At 70.4% G+C, this 20,153-nt stretch carries 18 protein-coding genes; 15 read left to right on the top strand and 3 right to left on the bottom strand.

The window, feature by feature from the left end; genetic code table 11:
• Positions 1-454: 454 nt before the first annotated feature.
• Positions 455-2,500 (top strand): galactose-binding domain-containing protein, encoded by a 2,046-nt coding sequence (locus tag AADR41_RS06090; protein WP_342280324.1) that lies wholly within the window; start codon positions 455-457, stop codon positions 2,498-2,500.
• A gap of 1 nt (position 2,501) precedes the next feature.
• Here AADR41_RS06090 and AADR41_RS06085 read toward each other — a convergent pair whose 3' ends face one another.
• On the bottom strand, positions 2,502-3,095 hold the full coding sequence (locus tag AADR41_RS06085) for a TetR/AcrR family transcriptional regulator (protein ID WP_342280323.1): 594 nt from the start codon (positions 3,093-3,095) through the stop codon (positions 2,502-2,504).
• 367 nt (positions 3,096-3,462) lie between these two features.
• Between AADR41_RS06085 and AADR41_RS06080 the strand changes: the two genes are divergently transcribed.
• Positions 3,463-5,145: a hydrogenase maturation protein gene (locus AADR41_RS06080; RefSeq protein ID WP_446750985.1), complete on the top strand. Its 1,683-nt coding sequence runs from the start codon at positions 3,463-3,465 to the stop codon at positions 5,143-5,145.
• Positions 5,146-5,167: 22 nt separating this feature from the next.
• Here the strand turns inward: AADR41_RS06080 and hypB are convergent, their stop codons facing one another.
• Positions 5,168-5,953 (bottom strand): hydrogenase nickel incorporation protein HypB, encoded by a 786-nt coding sequence (gene hypB, locus AADR41_RS06075; RefSeq protein WP_342280322.1) that lies wholly within the window; start codon positions 5,951-5,953, stop codon positions 5,168-5,170.
• Between the two features lie 3 nt (positions 5,954-5,956).
• Positions 5,957-6,286 (bottom strand): hydrogenase maturation nickel metallochaperone HypA/HybF, encoded by a 330-nt coding sequence (locus tag AADR41_RS06070; RefSeq protein ID WP_342280321.1) that lies wholly within the window; start codon positions 6,284-6,286, stop codon positions 5,957-5,959.
• A gap of 260 nt (positions 6,287-6,546) precedes the next feature.
• Here AADR41_RS06070 and AADR41_RS06065 point away from each other — a divergent pair, with 260 nt between their 5' ends.
• From AADR41_RS06065 to AADR41_RS06010, 13 genes are all read left to right on the top strand, one after another.
• Positions 6,547-7,602: an NADH-quinone oxidoreductase subunit B family protein gene (locus AADR41_RS06065; protein ID WP_342280320.1), complete on the top strand. Its 1,056-nt coding sequence runs from the start codon at positions 6,547-6,549 to the stop codon at positions 7,600-7,602.
• 46 nt (positions 7,603-7,648) lie between these two features.
• Positions 7,649-9,442 carry a nickel-dependent hydrogenase large subunit gene (locus AADR41_RS06060; RefSeq protein ID WP_342280319.1) on the top strand — a complete coding sequence of 598 codons (1,794 nt, stop codon included), beginning with the start codon at positions 7,649-7,651 and terminating at the stop codon, positions 9,440-9,442.
• Positions 9,442-10,386 carry a NifU family protein gene (locus tag AADR41_RS06055; protein WP_342280318.1) on the top strand — a complete coding sequence of 315 codons (945 nt, stop codon included), beginning with the start codon at positions 9,442-9,444 and terminating at the stop codon, positions 10,384-10,386. The genes AADR41_RS06060 and AADR41_RS06055 overlap by 1 nt, the downstream gene beginning before the upstream one ends.
• Positions 10,383-11,036 (top strand): DUF5947 family protein, encoded by a 654-nt coding sequence (locus AADR41_RS06050; protein WP_342280317.1) that lies wholly within the window; start codon positions 10,383-10,385, stop codon positions 11,034-11,036. Before AADR41_RS06055 ends, AADR41_RS06050 begins: the two co-directional genes overlap by 4 nt.
• Positions 11,033-11,674: a DUF6084 family protein gene (locus AADR41_RS06045; protein ID WP_342280316.1), complete on the top strand. Its 642-nt coding sequence runs from the start codon at positions 11,033-11,035 to the stop codon at positions 11,672-11,674. Before AADR41_RS06050 ends, AADR41_RS06045 begins: the two co-directional genes overlap by 4 nt.
• Complete coding sequence (locus tag AADR41_RS06040) at positions 11,671-13,074, top strand: hypothetical protein (RefSeq protein ID WP_342280315.1); 1,404 nt, start codon at positions 11,671-11,673, stop codon at positions 13,072-13,074. The genes AADR41_RS06045 and AADR41_RS06040 overlap by 4 nt, the downstream gene beginning before the upstream one ends.
• Positions 13,071-13,190: a DUF6893 family small protein gene (locus AADR41_RS42810; RefSeq protein WP_446750984.1), complete on the top strand. Its 120-nt coding sequence runs from the start codon at positions 13,071-13,073 to the stop codon at positions 13,188-13,190. Before AADR41_RS06040 ends, AADR41_RS42810 begins: the two co-directional genes overlap by 4 nt.
• A 235-nt stretch (positions 13,191-13,425) precedes the next feature.
• On the top strand, positions 13,426-13,956 hold the full coding sequence (locus tag AADR41_RS06035; protein ID WP_342280314.1) for a hydrogenase maturation protease: 531 nt from the start codon (positions 13,426-13,428) through the stop codon (positions 13,954-13,956).
• A 2-nt stretch (positions 13,957-13,958) separates the two neighbouring features.
• Positions 13,959-16,502: a carbamoyltransferase HypF gene (gene hypF / locus AADR41_RS06030; RefSeq protein WP_342280313.1), complete on the top strand. Its 2,544-nt coding sequence runs from the start codon at positions 13,959-13,961 to the stop codon at positions 16,500-16,502.
• A gap of 57 nt (positions 16,503-16,559) precedes the next feature.
• Entirely contained in the window at positions 16,560-16,856 is a 297-nt protein-coding gene (locus tag AADR41_RS06025) for a HypC/HybG/HupF family hydrogenase formation chaperone (protein ID WP_266692350.1), read from the top strand.
• On the top strand, positions 16,853-17,956 hold the full coding sequence (hypD, locus tag AADR41_RS06020) for a hydrogenase formation protein HypD (RefSeq protein WP_342280312.1): 1,104 nt from the start codon (positions 16,853-16,855) through the stop codon (positions 17,954-17,956). Before AADR41_RS06025 ends, hypD begins: the two co-directional genes overlap by 4 nt.
• Before the next feature lie 8 nt (positions 17,957-17,964).
• Positions 17,965-19,053 (top strand): hydrogenase expression/formation protein HypE, encoded by a 1,089-nt coding sequence (hypE, locus tag AADR41_RS06015; protein ID WP_342280311.1) that lies wholly within the window; start codon positions 17,965-17,967, stop codon positions 19,051-19,053.
• Positions 19,054-19,803, top strand: coding sequence for a DUF6390 family protein (locus tag AADR41_RS06010; RefSeq protein ID WP_342280310.1), 750 nt, complete (start codon positions 19,054-19,056; stop codon positions 19,801-19,803).
• The last annotated feature ends 350 nt before the right edge of the window (positions 19,804-20,153 follow it).

Below are 20,153 nucleotides of genomic sequence, written 5' to 3'. Positions count from 1 at the left end.
TCCGTCCACGAAGAGGGGCAGACGGAGTATTCAAGAGGACCCGGGCCGCGGGAAAGTGGGCCGAGGTGACGGTCGGGCAAAATGTGGGCGTCCCGCGTGCGGGCCGTGAGCGGCCACCGGGGGATGGATTCCGGAGCCGATCGGCCGCCGCGGCCAGGACGCCTCGCACACACTCGGGACGCGTGGCGCCCCCAGAGGCCGCACCGTCCCGCGCCGTCCCGCGCCGTCTCGTCCCGCACCGCCTCGCGCCGTCCCGCAACTCCCTGCCCACCCCGTCCCGACGCCGGCGGCAGGCCGTCCGGGGGGAGGCCTTCTCCGGATGGAACGACCGACCGTCCATCGAACAGGTCATCCGTCCCGGACTCTTGACTGGTTGTCAGGTGCGCGCCATCCTCGATGGAACCTACGCGCGAGTAAGTTGGCGCGCCCGTCCCGGACATCGAAGGTAGCCCGGATGACTCTCCTCCGCAGACGTGGACTGTTTGCCGTCGTCGTCACCCTCCTGCTGGCACTCGGTGTGGGCTCCCCGCCGGCCGCCGGCGCCGACACACCCTGGTGGGAGCCCACGGCACGCCCCGCCGCCGATTCACAGATCGACGTCACCGGCGAACCCTTCCGCGGCACGGACAGCCAGGGCCGGGTCCGCGGCTTCGTCGACGCGCACAATCACGTGATGTCCAACGAGGGCTTCGGCGGCCGCATCATCTGCGGCAAGCCGTTCTCCGAAGCGGGGATCGCCGACGCGCTCGCGGACTGCCCCGAGCACTATCCCGACGGCTCGCTCGCCCTCTTCGAGAACGTGACCGGTGGTTCGAACGGCCATCACGACCCGGTGGGCTGGCCGACGTTCAAGTCCTGGCCCGCCCACAACTCCCTGAGCCACCAGCAGAACTACTACGCGTGGCTGGAGCGCGCCTGGCGCGGCGGCCAGCGGATCCTGGTCAACGACCTGGTCACCAACGGCCTGTTGTGCTCGATCTACGTCAGGGACCGCGGCTGCAACGAGATGGACGCCATTCGTCTCGAAGCCCGCAAGACCTACGAGATGCAGGACTACATCGACAAGATCTACGGCGGAACGGGCAAGGGCTTCTTCCGTATCGTCACCGACTCCACCCAGGCCCGCCAGGTCGTCGCGGACGGCAAACTCGCCGTGGTGCTCGGCGTCGAGACCTCGGAACCCTTCGGCTGCAAGCAGATCCTCGACGTGTCCCAGTGCAGCCGGGCCGACATCGACAGCGGCCTGGACGAGCTGTACGAGCTGGGTGTGCGCAGCATGTTCCTGTGCCACAAGTTCGACAACGCGCTGTGCGGGGTGCGGATGGACTCCGGCACCATCGGAACGGCCGTGAACATCGGCCAGTTCCTCTCCACCGGCACCTTCTGGACCACGGAGAAGTGCAGCGGCCCGCAGCACGACAACCCCTCCGGCAACGCGGCCGCCCCGGCCGAGGTGACCAAGCTGCTGCCCGCCGGGGTCAAGGTGCCCGCATACGACAGCGGCGCACAGTGCAACACCCGCGGGCTGACCCGCCTCGGCGAGTACGCGGTCAAGGGGCTGATGAAGCGCAACATGATGTTCGAGGCCGACCACATGAGCGTCAAGGCGGCCGGCCGCGCCCTGGACCTGCTGGAGTCGGCGAACTACCCGGGGGTGCTCTCCAGCCACAGCTGGATGGACGACGGCTGGCTGGAACGCGTCTACCGCCTCGGCGGCTTCAAGGCCTCGTACATGTCCGGTGCCGACAGCTTCGCCAAGGAGTCCGACGGGACCAGGACACTGCGCCGGAAGTACGGTGTCGGACTGGGCTACGGCACCGACATGAACGGCGTCGGCGGCTGGCCCGGACCGGTGGGCCCCGACGCCCCCAACGCGGTCAAGTACCCCTTCCGCAGCGCCGACGGCGGTTCCGTCGTCGACCGTCAGCGGACCGGGCAACGCACCTGGGACTTCAACACCGACGGTGCGGCCCAGGTCGGCATGGTGCCCGACTGGATCGAGCAGATCCGGCTCAGCGGCGGCAAGGACACCGTGCAGGACCTGCTCGGCGGCGCGGAGTCCTACCTCCGCACCTGGAGGGCGACCGAACTCCACACGCCCGAACCCGACCTCGCCGCCGGTGCCGCGGCGAGCGCCGGTGAGACGGAGTGGAACCCGTTCACCAGCTACGCCGCCGGAAAGGCCGTGGACGGCGACACCGGAACGAGGTGGGCGAGCGGCTGGTCGGACGACCAGTGGCTGCGGCTCGATCTGGGCGGCTCCCGTACGGTCGGCAAGGTCTCCCTGGACTGGGAACAGGCCTATGCACGCGCCTACCGGATCGAGGTCTCGGACGACGGGACCGCATGGCGGACGGTGTGGTCCACGGACAGCGGGGACGGCGGTCTGGACAACGCGGTGTTCAGCCCGGTGCAGGCGCGGTACGTCCGTATCCACGGCGTGACACGGGCCACCAAGTACGGCTACTCGATCAACGAGGCAGCGGTGTACAGCCGCTGAGCTACTCCCGCACCAACGTCAGGATCTGGTCCGCGACGATGTCGAGCACGTCGCCCGCCTTCTCCTCGTCGCCCAGCACGAGGAAGTTGAGGGTGAGCCCGTCGGTCAGCGCGGCCAGATACCTGGCCGCCGCGGGCTCGGGCACCGCCAGCTCCACGCCGAGGACCGCGGGGAGTTGGCGGATCACCTTGGTGTGTGCCGCGAGATAGCGCTCGTACTGCCGCCGGGCGAGATGCTCGTAGCCGGGCTCCCGCAGGGCGTACTGGGTGAGTTCGTACGTCAGCATGTGCTCGCCGGGATTGGCCAGCACATGATCCCAGTACGCCTGGAGCCCGGCGCGGACCGTCTCGCGCAGGGTGGGCCTGCGGACGAGCGTGCTGAGGACGTCCGACTCGGAGTGCTCGGAGATGGTGTCCATCACCGCTTCGAGCAACTCCTGCTTGGATTCGAAGCAGTAGTGGAAGACGCTCAGCGAGACACCCGCCTCCGCAACGACGGACCGCGTCGTGGTCTTCGCGACACCGTCGCGGGCCATCACCCGGATCGCGGCCTCGACCAGTTGCCTGCGCCGCTGCGCCGACGGCATCCGCCCCATGACGCCTCCTCCCCTGACCGGCGCAAGCATACGCCGCAGGGGTTACGGAGCAGCGGGCCGCGGTGACGGCCCCGCGCTCCTCCCGCCCCACTCACCCTGCGGGTCTGCCAGGAGGCCTTCGTGCCAGGACCCGGCGGGAGGGCCGCTCGCCGGGCGGGGACCGGTGGCCGCGTCTCCGGTGCCGCGGCACCTTCCGGCCGGACCCGGCCGCCCGCGGTGAATCCGGCGAGCGGAACAGCGCGTGGGATCGCTGTCCGCCCTGTGCGCTTCGGGTGAATTCCCGGAGTGTTCCCGCCGGGTGAGTCCCGCCGGGCAGGGACCGCGCTCACGCTCGATCAGGACGAACCGCAGCCACCGGGAGATCGCCGTGCACATCCTGCTTGTCGCAAGCGCCTTCAACAGCCTCACCCAACGTGTCCAGGCGGAGCTGAGGGACCACGGGCACTCCGTTGCCGTGCAGCTCGCACACGAGGAAGAACCGGTCCGGGAGGCCGTCCGCCGGGAGTGCCCGGACCTTGTCGTGGCGCCGTACCTCAAGTCCGCGATCCCGAGGGACGTCTGGTCGGTCCACACCTGTCTCGTCGTCCATCCGGGACCGGTCGGCGACCGCGGTCCCTCCTCCCTGGACTGGGCCGTCCACGAGGGAGCGGACCGCTGGGGCGTCACCGTGCTTCAGGCGAACGCGGAGATGGACGCCGGCGACGTATGGGCGTCCATGACCTGTCCGCTGCCCCCGGTGGGCAAGAGCGACCTGTACCGCAACGAGATCTCGGACGCCGCCGTGGCAGCTCTGCTCCTGGCGGTCGGACGCTTCGCTTCGGGGACATACACCCCCGTGCCGCAGGCCTCCGGCGGCGAAGGATGCCGCCCCCTGTTCCGCCAATCGCTGCGTCGCATCGACTGGCGGTCGGACTCCACCGCGACGGTGGTCCGCAAGCTCAGGGCGGCGGACTCCCAGCCCGGTGTGCTCGACGAGTTCCTGGGCGGCGAGTGGTTCCTGCACGGCGGGTATCCCGAGTCCCGGCTGAGCGGTCGTCCGGGGGACGTGGTGGCCACCCGGGACGGCGCGATCTGCCGGGCGACCACCGACGGCGCGGTGTGGATTCCCGAGCTGCGGCCACGGCGGGCGCCGGGCGGCCCGGCCACCTTCACACTCCCCGCCACCACGGCGGCGGCCGGGCGGCTGCGCACCGTGCCCGAGCGGCCGGCTCCGCTGCACCGGACCGGGGACGACGACACCTGGTCCGAGATCGGCTACCGGGAGGAGGCCGGGACCGGCTTCCTGTCGTTCTCGTTCCGTGGCGGCGCGATGAGCACGGCACAGTGCCGACGCCTGCTGAGCGCCTACCGGTTCGCCTGCTCCCGGCCCACCTCGGTGCTGGTCCTCGGCGGCGGCCGGGACTTCTTCTCCAACGGCATCCACCTCAACGTGATCGAGGCGGCGGCCGATCCCGGCGCCGAGTCCTGGGCCAACATCAACGCCATGGACGACCTGGTGGAGGCGGTGCTGACCACCGCGGACCGGCTCGTCGTCGCCGCCCTGGCCGGGAACGCCGCGGCGGGCGGGGTGATGCTGGCCCTCGCCGCCGACGAGGTGTGGTGCAGGGCGGGCGCGGTGCTCAATCCGCACTACCGCCTGATGGGGCTCTACGGATCGGAGTACTGGACGTACACGCTGCCGCGGCGGGTGGGGGCTCCGGCTGCCGAGCGGCTCATGCGGGACGCCCTGCCGGTCAGCTCCACCGCGGCCCACCGGCTCGGTCTGGTCGACCGGGTGATCCCGTGCGCACCCCGGTCGTTCGACTCGGAGGCCGGCGCCCTGGCGACCCGCCTGGCGGCCCTGCCCGCGACGCAGTCCCGGATCCACGCGAAGAAGGCGGAGCGGGACCGGGTCGACCTGGCCCCGTACCGGGAGGCGGAACTCGTCCGCATGCACCGCATCTTCGCGGACCCGCACCACCCGTACCACGGACTGCGCCGGGCCTTCGTCCGCAAGGAACGCCCGGCGGCCGCGACCGCGCTCCCGCGGCCCCCGTTCCCCCGGGACTGACCGCGGTGCGGCGGCGGAGCGGCTACCGCTGCTCCGCCAGCCAGTCGTACCAGTGGGCCAGGCCCTCGCCGGTGGTCGCCGAGACCGTCAGCACGCGCACGTCCGGGTTCACCGAGCGCGCGTGCCGCGCGCACTGCTCGACGTCGAATTCGACATGCGGCAGGAGATCGGACTTGTTGATCAGGATCAGGTCGGCGGCGGCGAACATGTACGGGTACTTCAGCGGCTTGTCGGTGCCCTCGGTGACCGAGATGATCACGACCTTGCTCCGCTCCCCCAGGTCGAACAGGGCGGGGCACACCAGGTTTCCGACGTTCTCCACCATGAGCAGCGATCCCTCGGCCGGGGACAGTGCCGCGAGGGCGTCCCGCATCATCTCGGCGTCGAGGTGGCACCCCGCCCCCGTGTTCACCTGCACCACGTCGCAGCCCGTACGCCTGATCCGGTCGGCGTCGAGCCTCGTCTCCTGATCGCCCTCGACGACGGCCACCGGCCGACGACCGCCGAGGTCGGTGACGGTGCGTTCCAGCAGGGTGGTCTTGCCCGCTCCCGGCGAGCTCATCATGTTCACGGCCACGACGCCGCGGTCGGTCATCCACGTCCGGTTGCGCGCCGCGAGCAGGTCGTTCTTCGCGAGCACCCTCTGCTCGATGGTGACGGTCTCACCGGCTCCGCCCGGCTGACGACGCTCGTGCGGATGAGGGTGCGGATGCGGATGCGGGTGTCCGTGGTCCGGTGCACCCTCCTCCCGCAGCATCACGACCCTGGTCCCGCCGGACTCCTCGGCACAGCCGCAGGTACCGCACATGGTTCAGCCCACTTCCATGGAGACGATCTGCAGTTCCTGTCCCGATGTGATCTTCACATCCGCGCTGCCGCAGGGACACAGCAGAATCAGGTCGGTCAGGGTGAATGCGACGGCACAGGTGCGGCAGCGCCCGGCGCCGGGCGGCTGGTCGATCTCCAACTGCGCGCCCTCGGCTGCCGTTCCCTCCGTGACCAGGCCGAAGCAGAACCGCATCGAGTCGGGCACCACCGCCGTGAGCGCGCCGACACGGACGCGGACCGAGCGGACCGGACGCCCTCCGGCGCGTTCGCACACCGAGTCGACGACGCTCTGTGTGATGGCCAGCTCGTGCACCGGTGCCTCGCTCTTCCGCGGTTGGCTCCGACCGTAGGGCCACGGGAGGACCGTGACGCCGTCCGACGGGACCGGCCCCCCGCCCGGACCACCCGAGCGGCCCACCGCATGCCGTCATTCGGACCCCGGCAGCGGGCCGGTGCGGCGAATTCCCCTGTTGCCGGTGCCCACGGTTCGAGGCGTGATGGTAGCAATGTGCGCGTACCCGTTTGTGGGGGCCGATGGCCGGTTGGGCCGTCATTCTGAAAGGCGACACTGCCATGCCGACAAAGGAAGCGATAAAGGCGGAGGACACACTGATCCACGTGCTGTGGATCAACGCGGGACTGAGCTGCGACGGCGATTCCGTCGCCCTGACCGCGGCCACGCAGCCGAGCATCGAGGAAATCGCGCTCGGCGCCCTGCCCGGACTTCCGCAGGTCGCCGTCCACTGGCCGCTCATCGATTTCGAATGCGGCCCGGCCGGCGGCGCCGATGATTTCCTCGAATGGTTCTTCAAGGCCGATCGCGGAGAACTGGAACCGTTCGTCCTGGTGGTCGAGGGGTCCATTCCGAACGAGCGGTTGCACGACGAGGGATACTGGTGCGGATTCGGCAACGATCCCGCCACCGGCCAGCCCATGACGACCAGCGAGTGGCTCGACCGGCTGGCCCCGAAGGCGACCGCGGTCGTCGCGGTCGGCACCTGCGCGACGTACGGCGGCATCCACGCCATGGCGGGCAACCCGACCGGCGCAATGGGGGTTCCCGACTACCTGGGCTGGGACTGGAAGTCCAGGGCCGGGATCCCGATCGTGTGCGTCCCGGGGTGCCCGATCCAGCCGGACAACCTCTCGGAGACGCTCACCTACCTGCTCTACATGGCCACCGACCAGGCGCCGATGATCCCGCTCGACGACGCGCTGCGGCCCAAGTGGCTGTTCGGGTCGACGGTCCACGAGGGCTGCGACCGGGCCGGGTACTACGAGCAGGCCGACTTCGCGACGGAGTACGGCTCACCGAAGTGCATCGTCAAACTGGGCTGCTGGGGCCCCGCGGTCAAGTGCAACGTGCCCAAGCGCGGCTGGATGAACGGCATCGGCGGCTGCCCCAACGTCGGTGGCATCTGCATCGGCTGCACCATGCCCGGATTCCCGGACAAGTTCATGCCGTTCATGGACGAGCCCCCCGGAGGAAAGCTCTCCACCAACGCGGTCGGGCCGTACGGGGCGACGATCCGGCGGCTGCGCGACCTCACCACCCACGCCCTGGACCGCGAACCGAAATGGCGCAAGCCCGGCAAGAAACTCACCACCGGCGCCACACGCACCTGGTGAGTGACCGCGCACGTCACCGCAACGGACAGAAAGAAGAGGCGGCGCAATGACCGCGACGCAGCACAAGGGTGCCGGGGGCGGCCAGGGAAAGAACGACCTGGTCGAAATGGCGTGGGATCCCATTACCCGGATCGTCGGCAGCCTGGGGATCTACACGAAGATCGACTTCAAACAGAAGGTGGTGGCCGAGTGTCACAGCACCAGCTCCATCTTCCGGGGCTATTCGGTCTTCATGAAGGGAAAGGACCCCCGGGACGCGCACTTCATCACGAGTCGCATCTGCGGAATCTGCGGTGACAACCACGCCACATGTTCCTGTTACGCGCAGAACATGGCGTACGGGGTGAAGCCGCCGCACCTCGGCGAATGGATCGTGAATCTCGGCGAGGCCGCGGAGTACATGTTCGACCACAACATCTTCCAGGAGAACCTGGTAGGGGTCGACTACTGCGAGAAGATGGTCGCGGAGACCAACCCCGGGGTGCTGGAGCAGGCCAACCGCACCCCCTCCCCGCACGCCGACGCGCACGGTTACCGGACGATCGGCGACATCATGCGGTCGCTGAACCCGTTCACCGGCGAGTTCTACCGCGAGGCGCTCCAGGTCAGCCGGATGACCCGGGAGATGTTCTGCCTGATGGAGGGCCGGCACGTACACCCCTCCACGCTCTATCCCGGCGGCGTCGGCACCGTGGCGACCATCCAGCTGATGACGGACTACATCACCCGCCTCCAGCGGTACGTCGAGTTCATGAAGAAGGTCGTGCCGATGCACGACGATCTCTTCGACTTCTTCTACGAGGCCCTGCCGGGATACGAGCAGGTCGGCAACCGGCGCATCCTGCTGGGCTGCTGGGGTTCCTTCCAGGACCCGGAGCACTGCAACTTCGAGTACAAGGACATGACCGACTGGGGCCGGAAGATGTACGTCACCCCCGGTGTCGTCGTCGACGGGAAACTGGTCACCACCGACCTGGTGAAGATCAACCTCGGCATCCGGATCCTGCTCGGTTCGTCCTACTACAACGACTGGGACGAACAGGAGACCTTCGTCTCCCACGACCCCCTCGGCAATCCGGTCGACCGGCGCCACCCGTGGAACCAGCACACCAACCCGCAGCCGCAGAAGCGGGACCTGGACGACAAGTACAGCTGGGTCATGTCGCCGCGGTGGTTCGACGGCAAGGACTACCTGGCGCTGGACACGGGCGGCGGGCCGCTCGCACGGCTGTGGACCACCGCGCTGGCCGGTCTGGTCGACATCGGCTACATCCGGGCCACCGGCCACAGCGTCAAGATCAACCTCCCCAAGACCGCCCTCAAGGGGCCGGTGGAGCTGGAGTGGCACGTCCCGAAGTGGAGCAACACCATCGAGCGCAACCGGGCGCGCACCTACTTCCAGGCCTACGCGGCCGCCTGCGCGCTCCACTTCGCGGAGAAGGCTCTCGCGGAGATCCGCTCCGGGAACACCAAGACCTGGGAGAAGTTCGAGGTGCCCGAGGAGGGCGTGGGCTGCGGGTTCACCGAGGCGGTCCGCGGTGTCCTCTCCCACCACATGGTGATCCGGGACGGCAAGATCGCCAACTACCACCCGTACCCGCCGACTCCGTGGAACGCGAGCCCCCGTGACACGTACGGCACGCCCGGCCCCTACGAGGACGCCGTGCAGGGCCAGCCGATCTTCGAGGAGAACGACCGGGAACACTTCAAGGGCATCGACATCATGCGCACGGTGCGCAGCTTCGACCCCTGTCTGCCCTGCGGTGTGCACATGTATCTCGGCGAGGGCAGGAAGCTGGAGCTCCTGCACTCCCCCACCCAGTCCGCGGGCAGCGAGTGATGGCGCGGGAGGATGCTCCGGCCGCGCCCGGCTGGCGGACCGCCGGTGAACGCATCGACACCCTGATCGCCGCCAGCGGCTCGGGCGGCGCGGTCGCCCGCGAGCGCAGCGAGGAACTGGTCCGGCTCGTCGCCGACTTCTACGGTGCCGGGCTGGAACGGCTGCTGGACCTCATGCACGAGCAGGGGCGGCTGGACGACGGCGTCCTGGCCGCTCTGGCGGACGACGAGCTGGTGTCCTGTGTCCTGCTGGTCCACGGGCTGCATCCGTACGGCGTGGAGACCCGGGTCGAGCGGGCTCTGGAGAGCGTACGACCGTATCTCGGGTCGCACGGCGGTGATGTGGAGCTGCTCGCCGTCACCGACGAGGGCACCGTCCGGCTGAGGCTGCTGGGCAGTTGTGACGGCTGCCCGTCGTCCTCGGTCACGCTCAGGCTTGCCGTGCAGGGTGCGGTGGAGGCGGCGGCGCCGGAGATCACCTCGATCGAGGTCGAGACCGCGGCCGAGGAGGACCTCGGGGCGACGGGGCCGCTGGTACCGGTGGACTCGCTGTTCACCCGGCTGCACGCGGGATCGGGGACGGCCGGCGAGGACGGTGCCTCGTGGGAGGTCGTGCCGGAGCTGTCGGCGCTGGAGTCCGGCGCCGTGGCCCGGTTCGGTGTCGGCAGGATGCCGGTGGTGGCCTGCCGGGTGGGCACCGATCTCTTCGCCTTCGAGGACCGGTGCGCGCGCTGCGAGCGGCCGTTCGAGGGCGCCACGCTGGCGCGGCGACTGGGCGGTCGGTCCGGGGACGCGGTCCTGCGCTGCGCCGGGTGCCGCGCGCACTACGACGTGCGGCGGGCCGGGCTCTGGCTCGACGGGGAAGGTGCGCACCTGGCACCGCTGCCCCTGCTGTCGGACGGTGGAGCGGTCTCGGTGGCGGTCCCCGCGGCGGTGGCTTCGTGATCGCCGCCGGGCGTTCCTCCTCACCGGCCTCCACGCTGCTGCGGCTCAGGCGCAACGGGCCGCGGCCGCCCGCCGGTGAGCGCTGCGAGATGTGCGCGGAACCGATCGGCGAGAGCCACTCCCATGTGGTGAACCTCGACAGCCGCGCCCTGATGTGCTGCTGCCGGGCCTGCTATCTGCTGTTCGTCGACGAGAACGCGGAGCTGCGCTACCGGGCGGTCCCCGAGCGGTATCTGCACTTCGCCGGGCTGACGGTGGACGGGCGTGCCTGGGACGAGCTGCAGATTCCCGTGGGGCTCGCCTTCCTGTTCCGCAACTCCGTCCAGGACCGGATGGTCGCGTTCTATCCCGGGCCCGCCGGGGCCACCGAGTCGGAACTGCCGCTGGACGCCTGGGCCGCCGTCGTCGAGTCGAGCCCGGAGCTCGCCGTGTTGCGCCCGGACGTGGAGGCGCTGCTGATCCGGCGTACGGCGGAGCGAGACGGTTCGTGCCATCTCGTGCCGATCGACGCCTGCTACGAGTTGGTGGGGCAACTGCGCTCGCTGTGGCGCGGGTTCGACGGTGGCACCGAGGCCCGTAGCGCGATGGACGGCTTCTTCGCGCGGGTGGCGGATCTCAGCAGGCCCGCCGCGGGGATCGGAGCGCCGTGAACGACTTCGCGTTCTCCGTGCTCGACATCGTCGCCGATCCGTACGCGGCGGTGCCTCAGCTGACCGCGCGGCTGCGGATCGAAGAGCGGACGGGCCGGCGGATCCACGCCGTCGCGCTGCACTGCCAGGTCCGCATCGAACCGCAGCGGCGCCACTACGACGAGGCCGAACAGAGCGGCCTGGTTGCGCTGTTCGGCCACCGGGACCGCTGGACGGACACCCTCAAACCGTTCCGGTGGATGAGCTGTGACACCACCGTGCAGGGGTTCAGCGGCGCGACAGAGGTCGATCTCGCCCTGCCCTGCACCTACGACTTCGACGTGATCGGTTCCCGCTATCTGCATGCCCTGGGCGAGGGGTCGGTGCCCCTCGCCCTGTTGTTCTCCGGCACGGTCTTCACCCGCGGCAGCAAGGGCTTCGGGGTCGAGCAGGTGCCCTGGGACTGCGAGGCCCGGTATCCGATGCCGGTGGAGGTGTGGCGGCACATGATGGCGGCGCACTACCCGAGCACCGGATGGATCCGGCTGGACCACGAGGTGCTGGCACGCTTCGCGGACTTCCGGGCCCGGCGCGGGCTGATCAGCTGGGACGAGACGGTCCAGGCCCTCCTGGCCGAGCACGACGAGGTGGTCCCGTGAGTCTTGACCAGGTGCGTTCGATCGCCGACGCCGTCCTGTACGAGGGGTACCTCCTGTACCCGTACCGGGCGAGTTCGCACAAGAACCGGTCGCGCTGGCAGTTCGGGGTCCTCGGCCCGCCGCACGCGACGGCGGCGAGTTACGGCGAGGAGCCGGAAATGGAGCTGCAGTGCCTGCTGGCACCGCGGGACGGGGCGGCGGCCGTCACCGTGCATCTGCGCTTCCTCCAGCTCCAGGTCCGCGAGGTACGGAGCACGGGCGAGGACGGGGTGGACACACCGGTGGAGCGGCTCGTCGTCGACGGGGAGTCGGTGATGTCCTGGGACGAGGCCGTCGAGCGTGAAGTGGTGCTGCCCGCCCAGCCGTTGGGGGAGGCGGCGGACGCCGTCCACGAGATCCCGGGCGGCGAGGACACCGAGCCGCTGGCCGACGCGCGGGGCGTGTCGGTGGGCCGGATCGTACGGCGGCGGCTGCCGTTGACGGTCCGGGTCCGTACTCGGGCCGTCGTCGACGACGGATACGTGCGGCTCTCGGTGTCGGTGCGCAATGAGCATCGGGAGCCCGCGGCCACCAAGGACGCCGCGATCCGGTCCTCGCTGATCGGCGCGCATCTGCTGTTGCGGGCACATGACACGGGGTTCGTGTCGCTGCTCGAACCGCCCGCCGGCGCGGCGGCGGCCGCCGGCCGCTGCCGGCAGCGCAGGTGCTGGCCCGTACTGGCCGGACCGAAGGGGACGACCGACACCCTGCTCGGCGCACCGATCATCCTGTACGACTACCCGGAGGTCGCCGAGCAGAGCCCCGGCGCGCTCTTCGACTCGACGGAGATCGACGAGATCCTGACCCTCCGCGTGATGACCATGACGGAGGAGGAGAAGGCGGAGGCCCGGGCCACCGATCCCCGGGCCCGGGAGATCATCGACCGGTGCGACGGCATGTCGCCCGCCGACCTCCAGCAGCTGCACGGCCTGCTGCGCGATCCGCACCCGCCGCGGCCCGCGGCTCCCGCGGGCCCGGCGGCCGACGTCCGGGACGTGGAACCCGCCGCCTTCGACACCGCGGGCGCCCCCTGGTGGGATCCCGCGGCCGACGCCTCGGTTCGGCCGGGAAGCGACGCCGTCGTCATCGACGGGGTCCGGGTGGCCAAGGGCAGCCTGGTCCGTGTCCACCCCTCCCGGCGGGCGGACGCGCAAGATCTGTTCTTCGCCGGCCAGGTGGCCCGGGTGACGGCGGTTCTCTCGGACGTGGACGGCGGTACGCACATCGCTCTGGTCCTCGTCGACGACCCCGCGTCGGACCTGCACGACTGGTACGGGCGCTACTTCTACTTCGCACCCGACGAACTGACACCGCTGAGCGCCGAGGAGACGGCGCAGTACCGAGAGGAGAACCGATCGTGAAGACCCTGGGCATGATCACCGCCGGAGCGGCCGCGGCCGTGGCGGTCGTCGCCGTGATGGTCGGGATCAAGTCGATCCCCGACATCCGCCGTTATCTGCGCATCCGTTCGATGTGAACCCCGATCCGAGCGAAATGAGCAGAGAGCAGGAAGCGCCCATGGCGGACCGACCGGAGAGGAACAGCGGCGTCGAGGAGGAGCCGCGGGAGAAACGGGGCCCGACGGGGTTCCGCTCCAACCGCGCGGACCGGCCGTCGGGCACCTCGGACGAACGCTCCGACGCCCCCGTACACCCACGGAGCACTCAGGACCCGAATGCGCCGGCGCCCGGTCCGGGGGCGGCTGACCGACGATGACGAAGGAACCCGACACCTCCGCCCGGGTGCTGGTCGCGGGCATCGGCAATCTGTTCCTCGGCGACGACGGCTTCGGCCCGGAGGTCGTGCGCCGGCTGGCCCTCGACGGGGGGTTGCCCCCGCAGGTCCGGGTGGTGGACTACGGCATCCGAGGCATGCATCTCGCGTACGACCTGCTCGACGGGTACGACGCGCTGGTTCTGGTCGACGCGTACCCGGGAGGCGGCGCCCCCGGGGAGGTGACGGTGCTCCGCATCGGTGTGGAGGACCTCGGTTCGGGTGAATTCGACGCCCACGGGATGAATCCGGTTGCTGTCCTGGCAAATCTGGATCAACTGGGCGGTACGCTTCCGCTCACCTACCTCGTCGGCTGCACACCCGCCGGAGTCGAGGAGGGCATCGGGCTCGGCGAAGCCGTCGACAGCGCGGTGCCCGAGGCGATGCAGACAGTGCACACCCTGATCCGGCAGCTCGTGCCGGCCGTAGCGACCGCGTCCGTGAACAGCACCCGACCCCGGAGACCCTGATCATGTGCCTAGGCATTCCTGGCCGCGTCGTGGAGATCGTGGACGGGTATGCGGGCCAGCTGGCTCTGGTCGACGTGGAGGGCGCCAGACGCCGCGTCAACATCGGCATGCTCGACGAGGCGCCCGGTCGCGACGACTGGGTGCTTCTCCACATGGGCTTCGCCGTCGAGCTCATCGACCGGGTGAAGGCCCGGGAGGCCCTGTCGGGGCTGGAGATGATGGGCCGCGGCCGGGAGCAGCGGATCCGGCGCAGATTCGAGGTGCGCGGCGTCGTGCAGGGCGTGGGCTTCCGGCCCTTCGTCTATGTCACCGCCTCGGAACTGCTGCTCACGGGCTCGGTGACGAACACCGGCGACGGGGTGCTCGCCGAGGTCGAGGGAACGGCCGGGGCCGTGGAGGAGTTCGGCCGCCGGCTGAGCGCCGACGCCCCTCCGCTCGCGGTCGTCGAGGACGTGCGGACGAGCGAACTGCCGACGCGCGGCGGTACGGGCTTCACCATCGAGCGCTCCAGCGCGTCGGGCCGGGCCAGGACGCTGGTCTCGCCCGACATCGCCACCTGCCGGGACTGCCTGGACGAGCTGGGCGATCCGTCGAACCGGCGCTACCGCCACCCGTTCATCACCTGCACGCACTGTGGCCCCCGGTTCACGATCGTCACCGGCCTTCCGTACGACCGGGCCGCCACCACGATGGCGGACTTCGAGATGTGCGGGGCCTGCCGGGCGGAGTACGAGGACCCGTGCGACCGGCGCTTCCACGCCCAGCCGATCGCCTGTCCCGACTGCGGACCGCGGCTCGAACTGGTCGGCGGGGCAGGCGTGTCCCTGTCCCGCGACGAGGACGCTCTGCGTACGGCCCGCAAGCTCCTCGCCGAGGGCGGGATCATCGCGGTCAAGGGACTCGGCGGGTACCACCTGGTCTGCGACGCCCGCGACGACACGGCCGTGGCCGAGCTGCGCCGGCGCAAGCGGCGCGGCGGCAAGCCGTTCGCGGTCATGGTGCCGGACCTCGACGCCGCGCGGCGGCTGGTGACCGTCACGGCGGACGAGGAGGAGCTGCTGTCCGGTGGCCGCCGCCCGATCGTGCTCCTGCCCCGGCACCCCGGCGGGCCCGGGGCCGGGGTGTCCGACGCCGTGGCTCCCGGCAGCCCACAGCTCGGGCTGCTCCTTCCGTACACCCCGTTGCACGTCCTGCTCTTCGGGATCGGGGACGACGATCCGGGCCCGGACGCACTGGTGATGACGTCGGCCAATGTGTCGGGCGAGCCCATCGTCACCGACGACGGCGACGCGCTGGCCGTTCTGGCGCCGCTGGTCGATGCCTGGTTGCGGCACGACCGTCGCATCCATGTGCCGTGCGACGACTCGGTCAGCCGCTGGGCCGCCGGTGCCGAGCTGCCGCTGCGCCGCTCGCGCGGATACGCGCCGCTGCCGATCGCACTGCCCTTCGACGTGCCCCCGACGCTCGCCGTGGGAGCCGACCTGAAGAACACCTGTGCGCTGGCGGAGGGCCGCTACGCCTGGCTGAGCCAGCACATCGGCGACATGGACGATCTGTCCACGGTCGGCGCTCTGACCCGTACCGAGAAGCATCTGGAGGACCTCACCGGGGTGGCGCCCGCCCGGCTGGTGGCCGACCGTCACCCCGGCTACCACTCCGGCGGCTGGGCCCGCGCCCACGCGGCCGGGCGGCCGGTCCGCACCGTGCAGCACCACCACGCGCACATCGCGTCCGTGATGGCGGAGCACGGTCTGGGCGCGGAGGAGCGCGTGATCGGCATCGCCTTCGACGGCACCGGCCACGGCGCCGACGGGGCGGCCTGGGGCGGCGAGGTCCTGGTGGCCGGCTACGCGTCGTTCGGCAGGGCCGCGCACCTGGGTTACGTACCGCTGGCCGGGGGCGACGCGAGTGTGCTGCGGCCGTACCGGATGGCCCTCGCACATCTGCACGCGGCCGGCGTCCGCTGGGACGACGAGCTGCCCGCGGTGCGTGCCTGCCCGCCCGCCGAACGTGACGTACTGGCCCATCAGTTCGCCACCGGATTCGGCTGCGTGCCCACGTCGGGCATGGGCCGGCTCTTCGACGCGGTCGCGTCCCTGGCCGGCGTCCGGCACGTGGTGGCGTACGAGGCGGAGGCGGCCATGGAACTGGAGGGGCTGGCCCGTGCCGCGGCAGCCGGGCCCGGAGGCGGCTACCGCTTCGGGATCCGGCCCGGGAAGGGGGAGGAACCCGCCGTCGCGGATCCGGGCCCGGTCGTGCGGGCCGTGGTGTCCGACGTACGGGCCGGTGTTCCGGCCGAGCTGATCGCCGCGCGTTTCCACACCGCCGTCGCCGCTCTGACCGCCCGCCTCGCCGAGCTCTGCCGCACACGCACCGGACTCGCCACCGTGGCGCTGGGCGGCGGTGTATTCCAGAACGCCGTACTGCTCGAATCGGCTCAACAAGGCCTGACCGAACGGGGTTTCACCGTCCTTCGGCCACGCCTGCTCCCCCCGAACGACGGCGGGATCGCCCTCGGCCAGCTCGTGATCGCCGCATCGGGCTGAGGCCGCCGCACGACCGTACCCGCCGTACTTCAAGAGGATCCACAGAGAGGAGGGACCATGTGTCTGGCTGTTCCGGGGCGTGTCCTCAGTACCGCCGAAGTCGACGGCACCGTGATGGCCGAGGTCGATTTCGGCGGTGTGCGCAAGGAGGTGTGTCTCCAGTACATCCCCGATGCGACCGTCGGTGAATACGTCATCGTGCACGTCGGTTTCGCCATCCAGCGCCTCGACGAACGGTCGGCCCTGGACACCCTTGCCGACTTCGAGCGGCTCGGCATCCTGGCCGAAGAGTTCGGAGACGGTTTCGAACGCGCGGCCCAGCAGGGCGCGTCTCCCGAAGGAGTCGGCCGGTGAAGTACCTCGAAGAGTTCAGTGACCCCGGTCTCGCGAAGAAGCTGATCGACCAGATCCACGCGGCCACCACACGGGAGTGGGCGCTGATGGAGGTCTGCGGCGGCCAGACCCACTCCATCATCCGGCATGGCATCGACCAACTGCTGCCGGACGGTGTGGAGATGATCCACGGACCGGGATGTCCGGTGTGCGTCACCCCGCTGGAGACCATCGACCGGGCACTGGCGATCGCCGCCCGCCCCGGCGTCGTCTTCTGCTCGTTCGGCGACATGCTGCGTGTGCCCGGCAGCAGCCGGGACCTCTTCTCCGTCAAGAGCGCCGGCGGCGACGTACGCGTGGTGTATTCGCCCCTCGACGCGCTGAGAATCGCCCGGGAGAACCCCGACCGCGAAGTCGTCTTCTTCGGGATCGGGTTCGAGACCACCGCCCCCGCCAACGCAATGACGGTGTATCAGGCCCAGCGGCTCGGGGTCCGGAACTTCTCCCTGCTGGTTTCCCATGTGCTGGTGCCGCCCGCCATCGCCGCGATCATGGAGTCCTCGACCTGCCGGGTGCAGGCGTTCCTCGCCGCAGGCCACGTATGCAGTGTGATGGGGACGGCCGAGTACCCGGCGCTGGCCCGCAAGTACAAGGTGCCGATCGTGGTGACCGGCTTCGAGCCGCTGGACATCCTCGAAGGGGTACGCCGAACCGTCGTCCAGCTGGAGGCGGGTCGGCACGAGGTGGAGAACGCCTACCCCAGGGCCGTACGCGAGGAGGGCAATGTGCCCGCCATGGAGATGCTCGCCGATGTCTTCGAGGTGACCGACCGGACCTGGCGCGGCATCGGGGCGATCCCCCGCAGCGGCTGGCGGCTTTCCGAGAAGTACCGGGCGTTCGACGCGGAGCAGCGCTTCGACGTGACGGACATCCACACCGCCGAGTCGTCGCTCTGCCGCTCGGGCGAAGTCCTCCAGGGCCTGATCAAGCCGCATCTGTGCGAGGCGTTCGGCAAGGAGTGCACGCCGAGGAATCCGCTCGGCGCGACCATGGTGTCGTCCGAGGGCGCGTGCGCGGCGTACTACACCCACCGCCGCCTGGAACTGGTCGATGCGAAGTGACTGACGCGATGCACGACGTGACCACCGTGGTGAACGACGTGGCCGACCTCGACTTCGAGGGGTGGGCCTGCCCGGTACCACTGCGGGACGTCCCTTCCGTCGTCATGGGCCACGGGGGCGGCGGCGCGATGTCCGGTGAGCTGATCGAGCACCTGTTCCTGCCCGCGTACGGTGCCGCGGCCGCCGCCGACCTCGGTGACTCGGCCGTGCTGACGGTGGGCTCCGGCACCCGGCTCGCCTTCTCCACGGACTCGTTCGTGGTGAAGCCGATGTTCTTCCCCGGTGGGTCGATCGGTGAACTGGCGGTGAACGGCACGGTCAACGACCTTGCCATGTCGGGTGCGGCGCCCCTGTTCCTGTCCACCGCCTTCATCCTCGCGGAGGGCACCGCGCTGAGCGACGTCGGCCGGATCGCACAGGCCGTCGGCCGGGCCGCCGAGGACGCCGGCGTACGCCTGGTCACCGGGGACACGAAAGTCGTGGAGCACGGCAGCGGTGACGGCGTCTACCTCAACACCTCGGGCATCGGCGTGATCCCGCCCGGCGTCGACATCCATGCGCGCCGGGCGCTCCCCGGCGACGCGGTGCTCGTGAGCGGTGACATCGGTGTGCACGGTGTGGCCGTGATGAGCTGCCGGGAGGGCCTCGAATTCGGTACGGCGGTGGAGAGCGACACCGCCGCGCTGCACGGACTGGTCGCCGCCATGCTCGCCACCGGTACCGACCTCCATGTGCTCCGGGACCCCACGCGCGGGGGTGTCTCGGCTTCACTGAACGAGATCGCCCGCGCCTCGGACGTGGGCATCGAACTGGTCGAGCGGCTGCTTCCCGTACCGCCCACGGTGCGCGACGCGTGCAGCCTGCTCGGGCTGGACCCGCTGCAGGTGGCCAACGAGGGCAAACTGATCGCGATCGTCCCGGCCGAGGACGCGGACCGGGTACTGGCCGCCATGCGGGCCCATCCCCTGGGCAGGTCCGCCTGTCGGATCGGCAGCTGCGTTCCGGATCACGCCGGGATGGTGGTGGCGCAAACAGGGCTGGGCGGGAGCCGGGTGATCGGGCTGCCGATCGGCGAACAACTACCGAGGATCTGCTGAGTGAGTGCCGAGGGCGCCCTGCTGTTCGCGCGATACGCCTACCCGCCCAACGAGCTCGGCTACTGCGGCCCCGCCGATGCGGCGGCCCTCCTGCGCCGTGACGCGACCGCCGACATCGAGCGGCGCGCCCGGCAGTTCGAGGGGGCCTGGTGCTATCTCCAGTTCCTCGCGGAGACGGCAGGCCTGGCGGACCCGCTCGACGTGCGGGTGGTCGAGGCGTACTGGATCGGCAACGAGCTGCTGGATCTGGCCGATCCCGCCGCACTGGTGGAGCGTATGACCGACCGGTTCCGGGGGCAGCTCGGCGGCACCTGGCGCGACGCCGGGCGGCGCGCCCAGGCCCATCACAGCTTCCAGGTGTTCGAGGTGTATCCGTGGACCCCGATGCTGCGGTCGAGCGGCCGTCCGACCGCGCTGTCCGTGCTCGACCAGTGCCGCATCCGTACGGGAGTGGTCGTGGCCGCCGACAGAGACGTCGCGACCGTGCGGTCCCGCCCGCTGTGCTGGGACGGTGCGGGGCTGACCGACGGCGCGTGGCGGGAGGAGACCGTACGCTGCTCGGCCGGTGGGCTGACGCTGCTCGACGGTCTCTTCGCGGGCGACCGGGTGGCACTGCACTGGGACTGGGTGTGCGATGTGATCACCGACGAGCAGGCCCGGCGCATCGAATCCCTCGAAGAGCGCCGGCGTACCGACTTGGGCCTCTCGTCCGCAGACCCGGGCACCGCCAGCCGCGGCGCACCAAACTGACGGCCGACGGCTCCGTCGACCCCTGACGCGATCGTCCTCGGTCCGGTCCGCACCGGCGTCGTTGTGTGCCCATCGGCAGCAGTCCAGCGGACCGCGCCCAGGTGAGTGCTGCTCCAACCACAGGCATCTGCCCCGGGAACGGCGAGGCTGAAGACGTCGTCGTCCGTGAGGTCGTTGTCGGCAAGGACAGGATCGATCCACGGATGCCGGTGAAAGGCGCCGTGCAGGCCCATGGTGAGGGTCGGATCGCTGTTCGTGTCGACCAGCCTGCGTTGGGGCAACCCTTGCCCTACGTCCTCGACGGCAGCCTCCATGGGCCACATGGCCGGCCGCCCGTACTACCTGAACAC

Source organism: Streptomyces sp. CLV115 (assembly GCF_038448545.1).
In the GTDB taxonomy this organism is placed as follows: Bacteria; Actinomycetota; Actinomycetes; order Streptomycetales; family Streptomycetaceae; genus Streptomyces; species Streptomyces sanglieri.
This window is presented reverse-complemented; position numbering and strand designations above follow the sequence as displayed.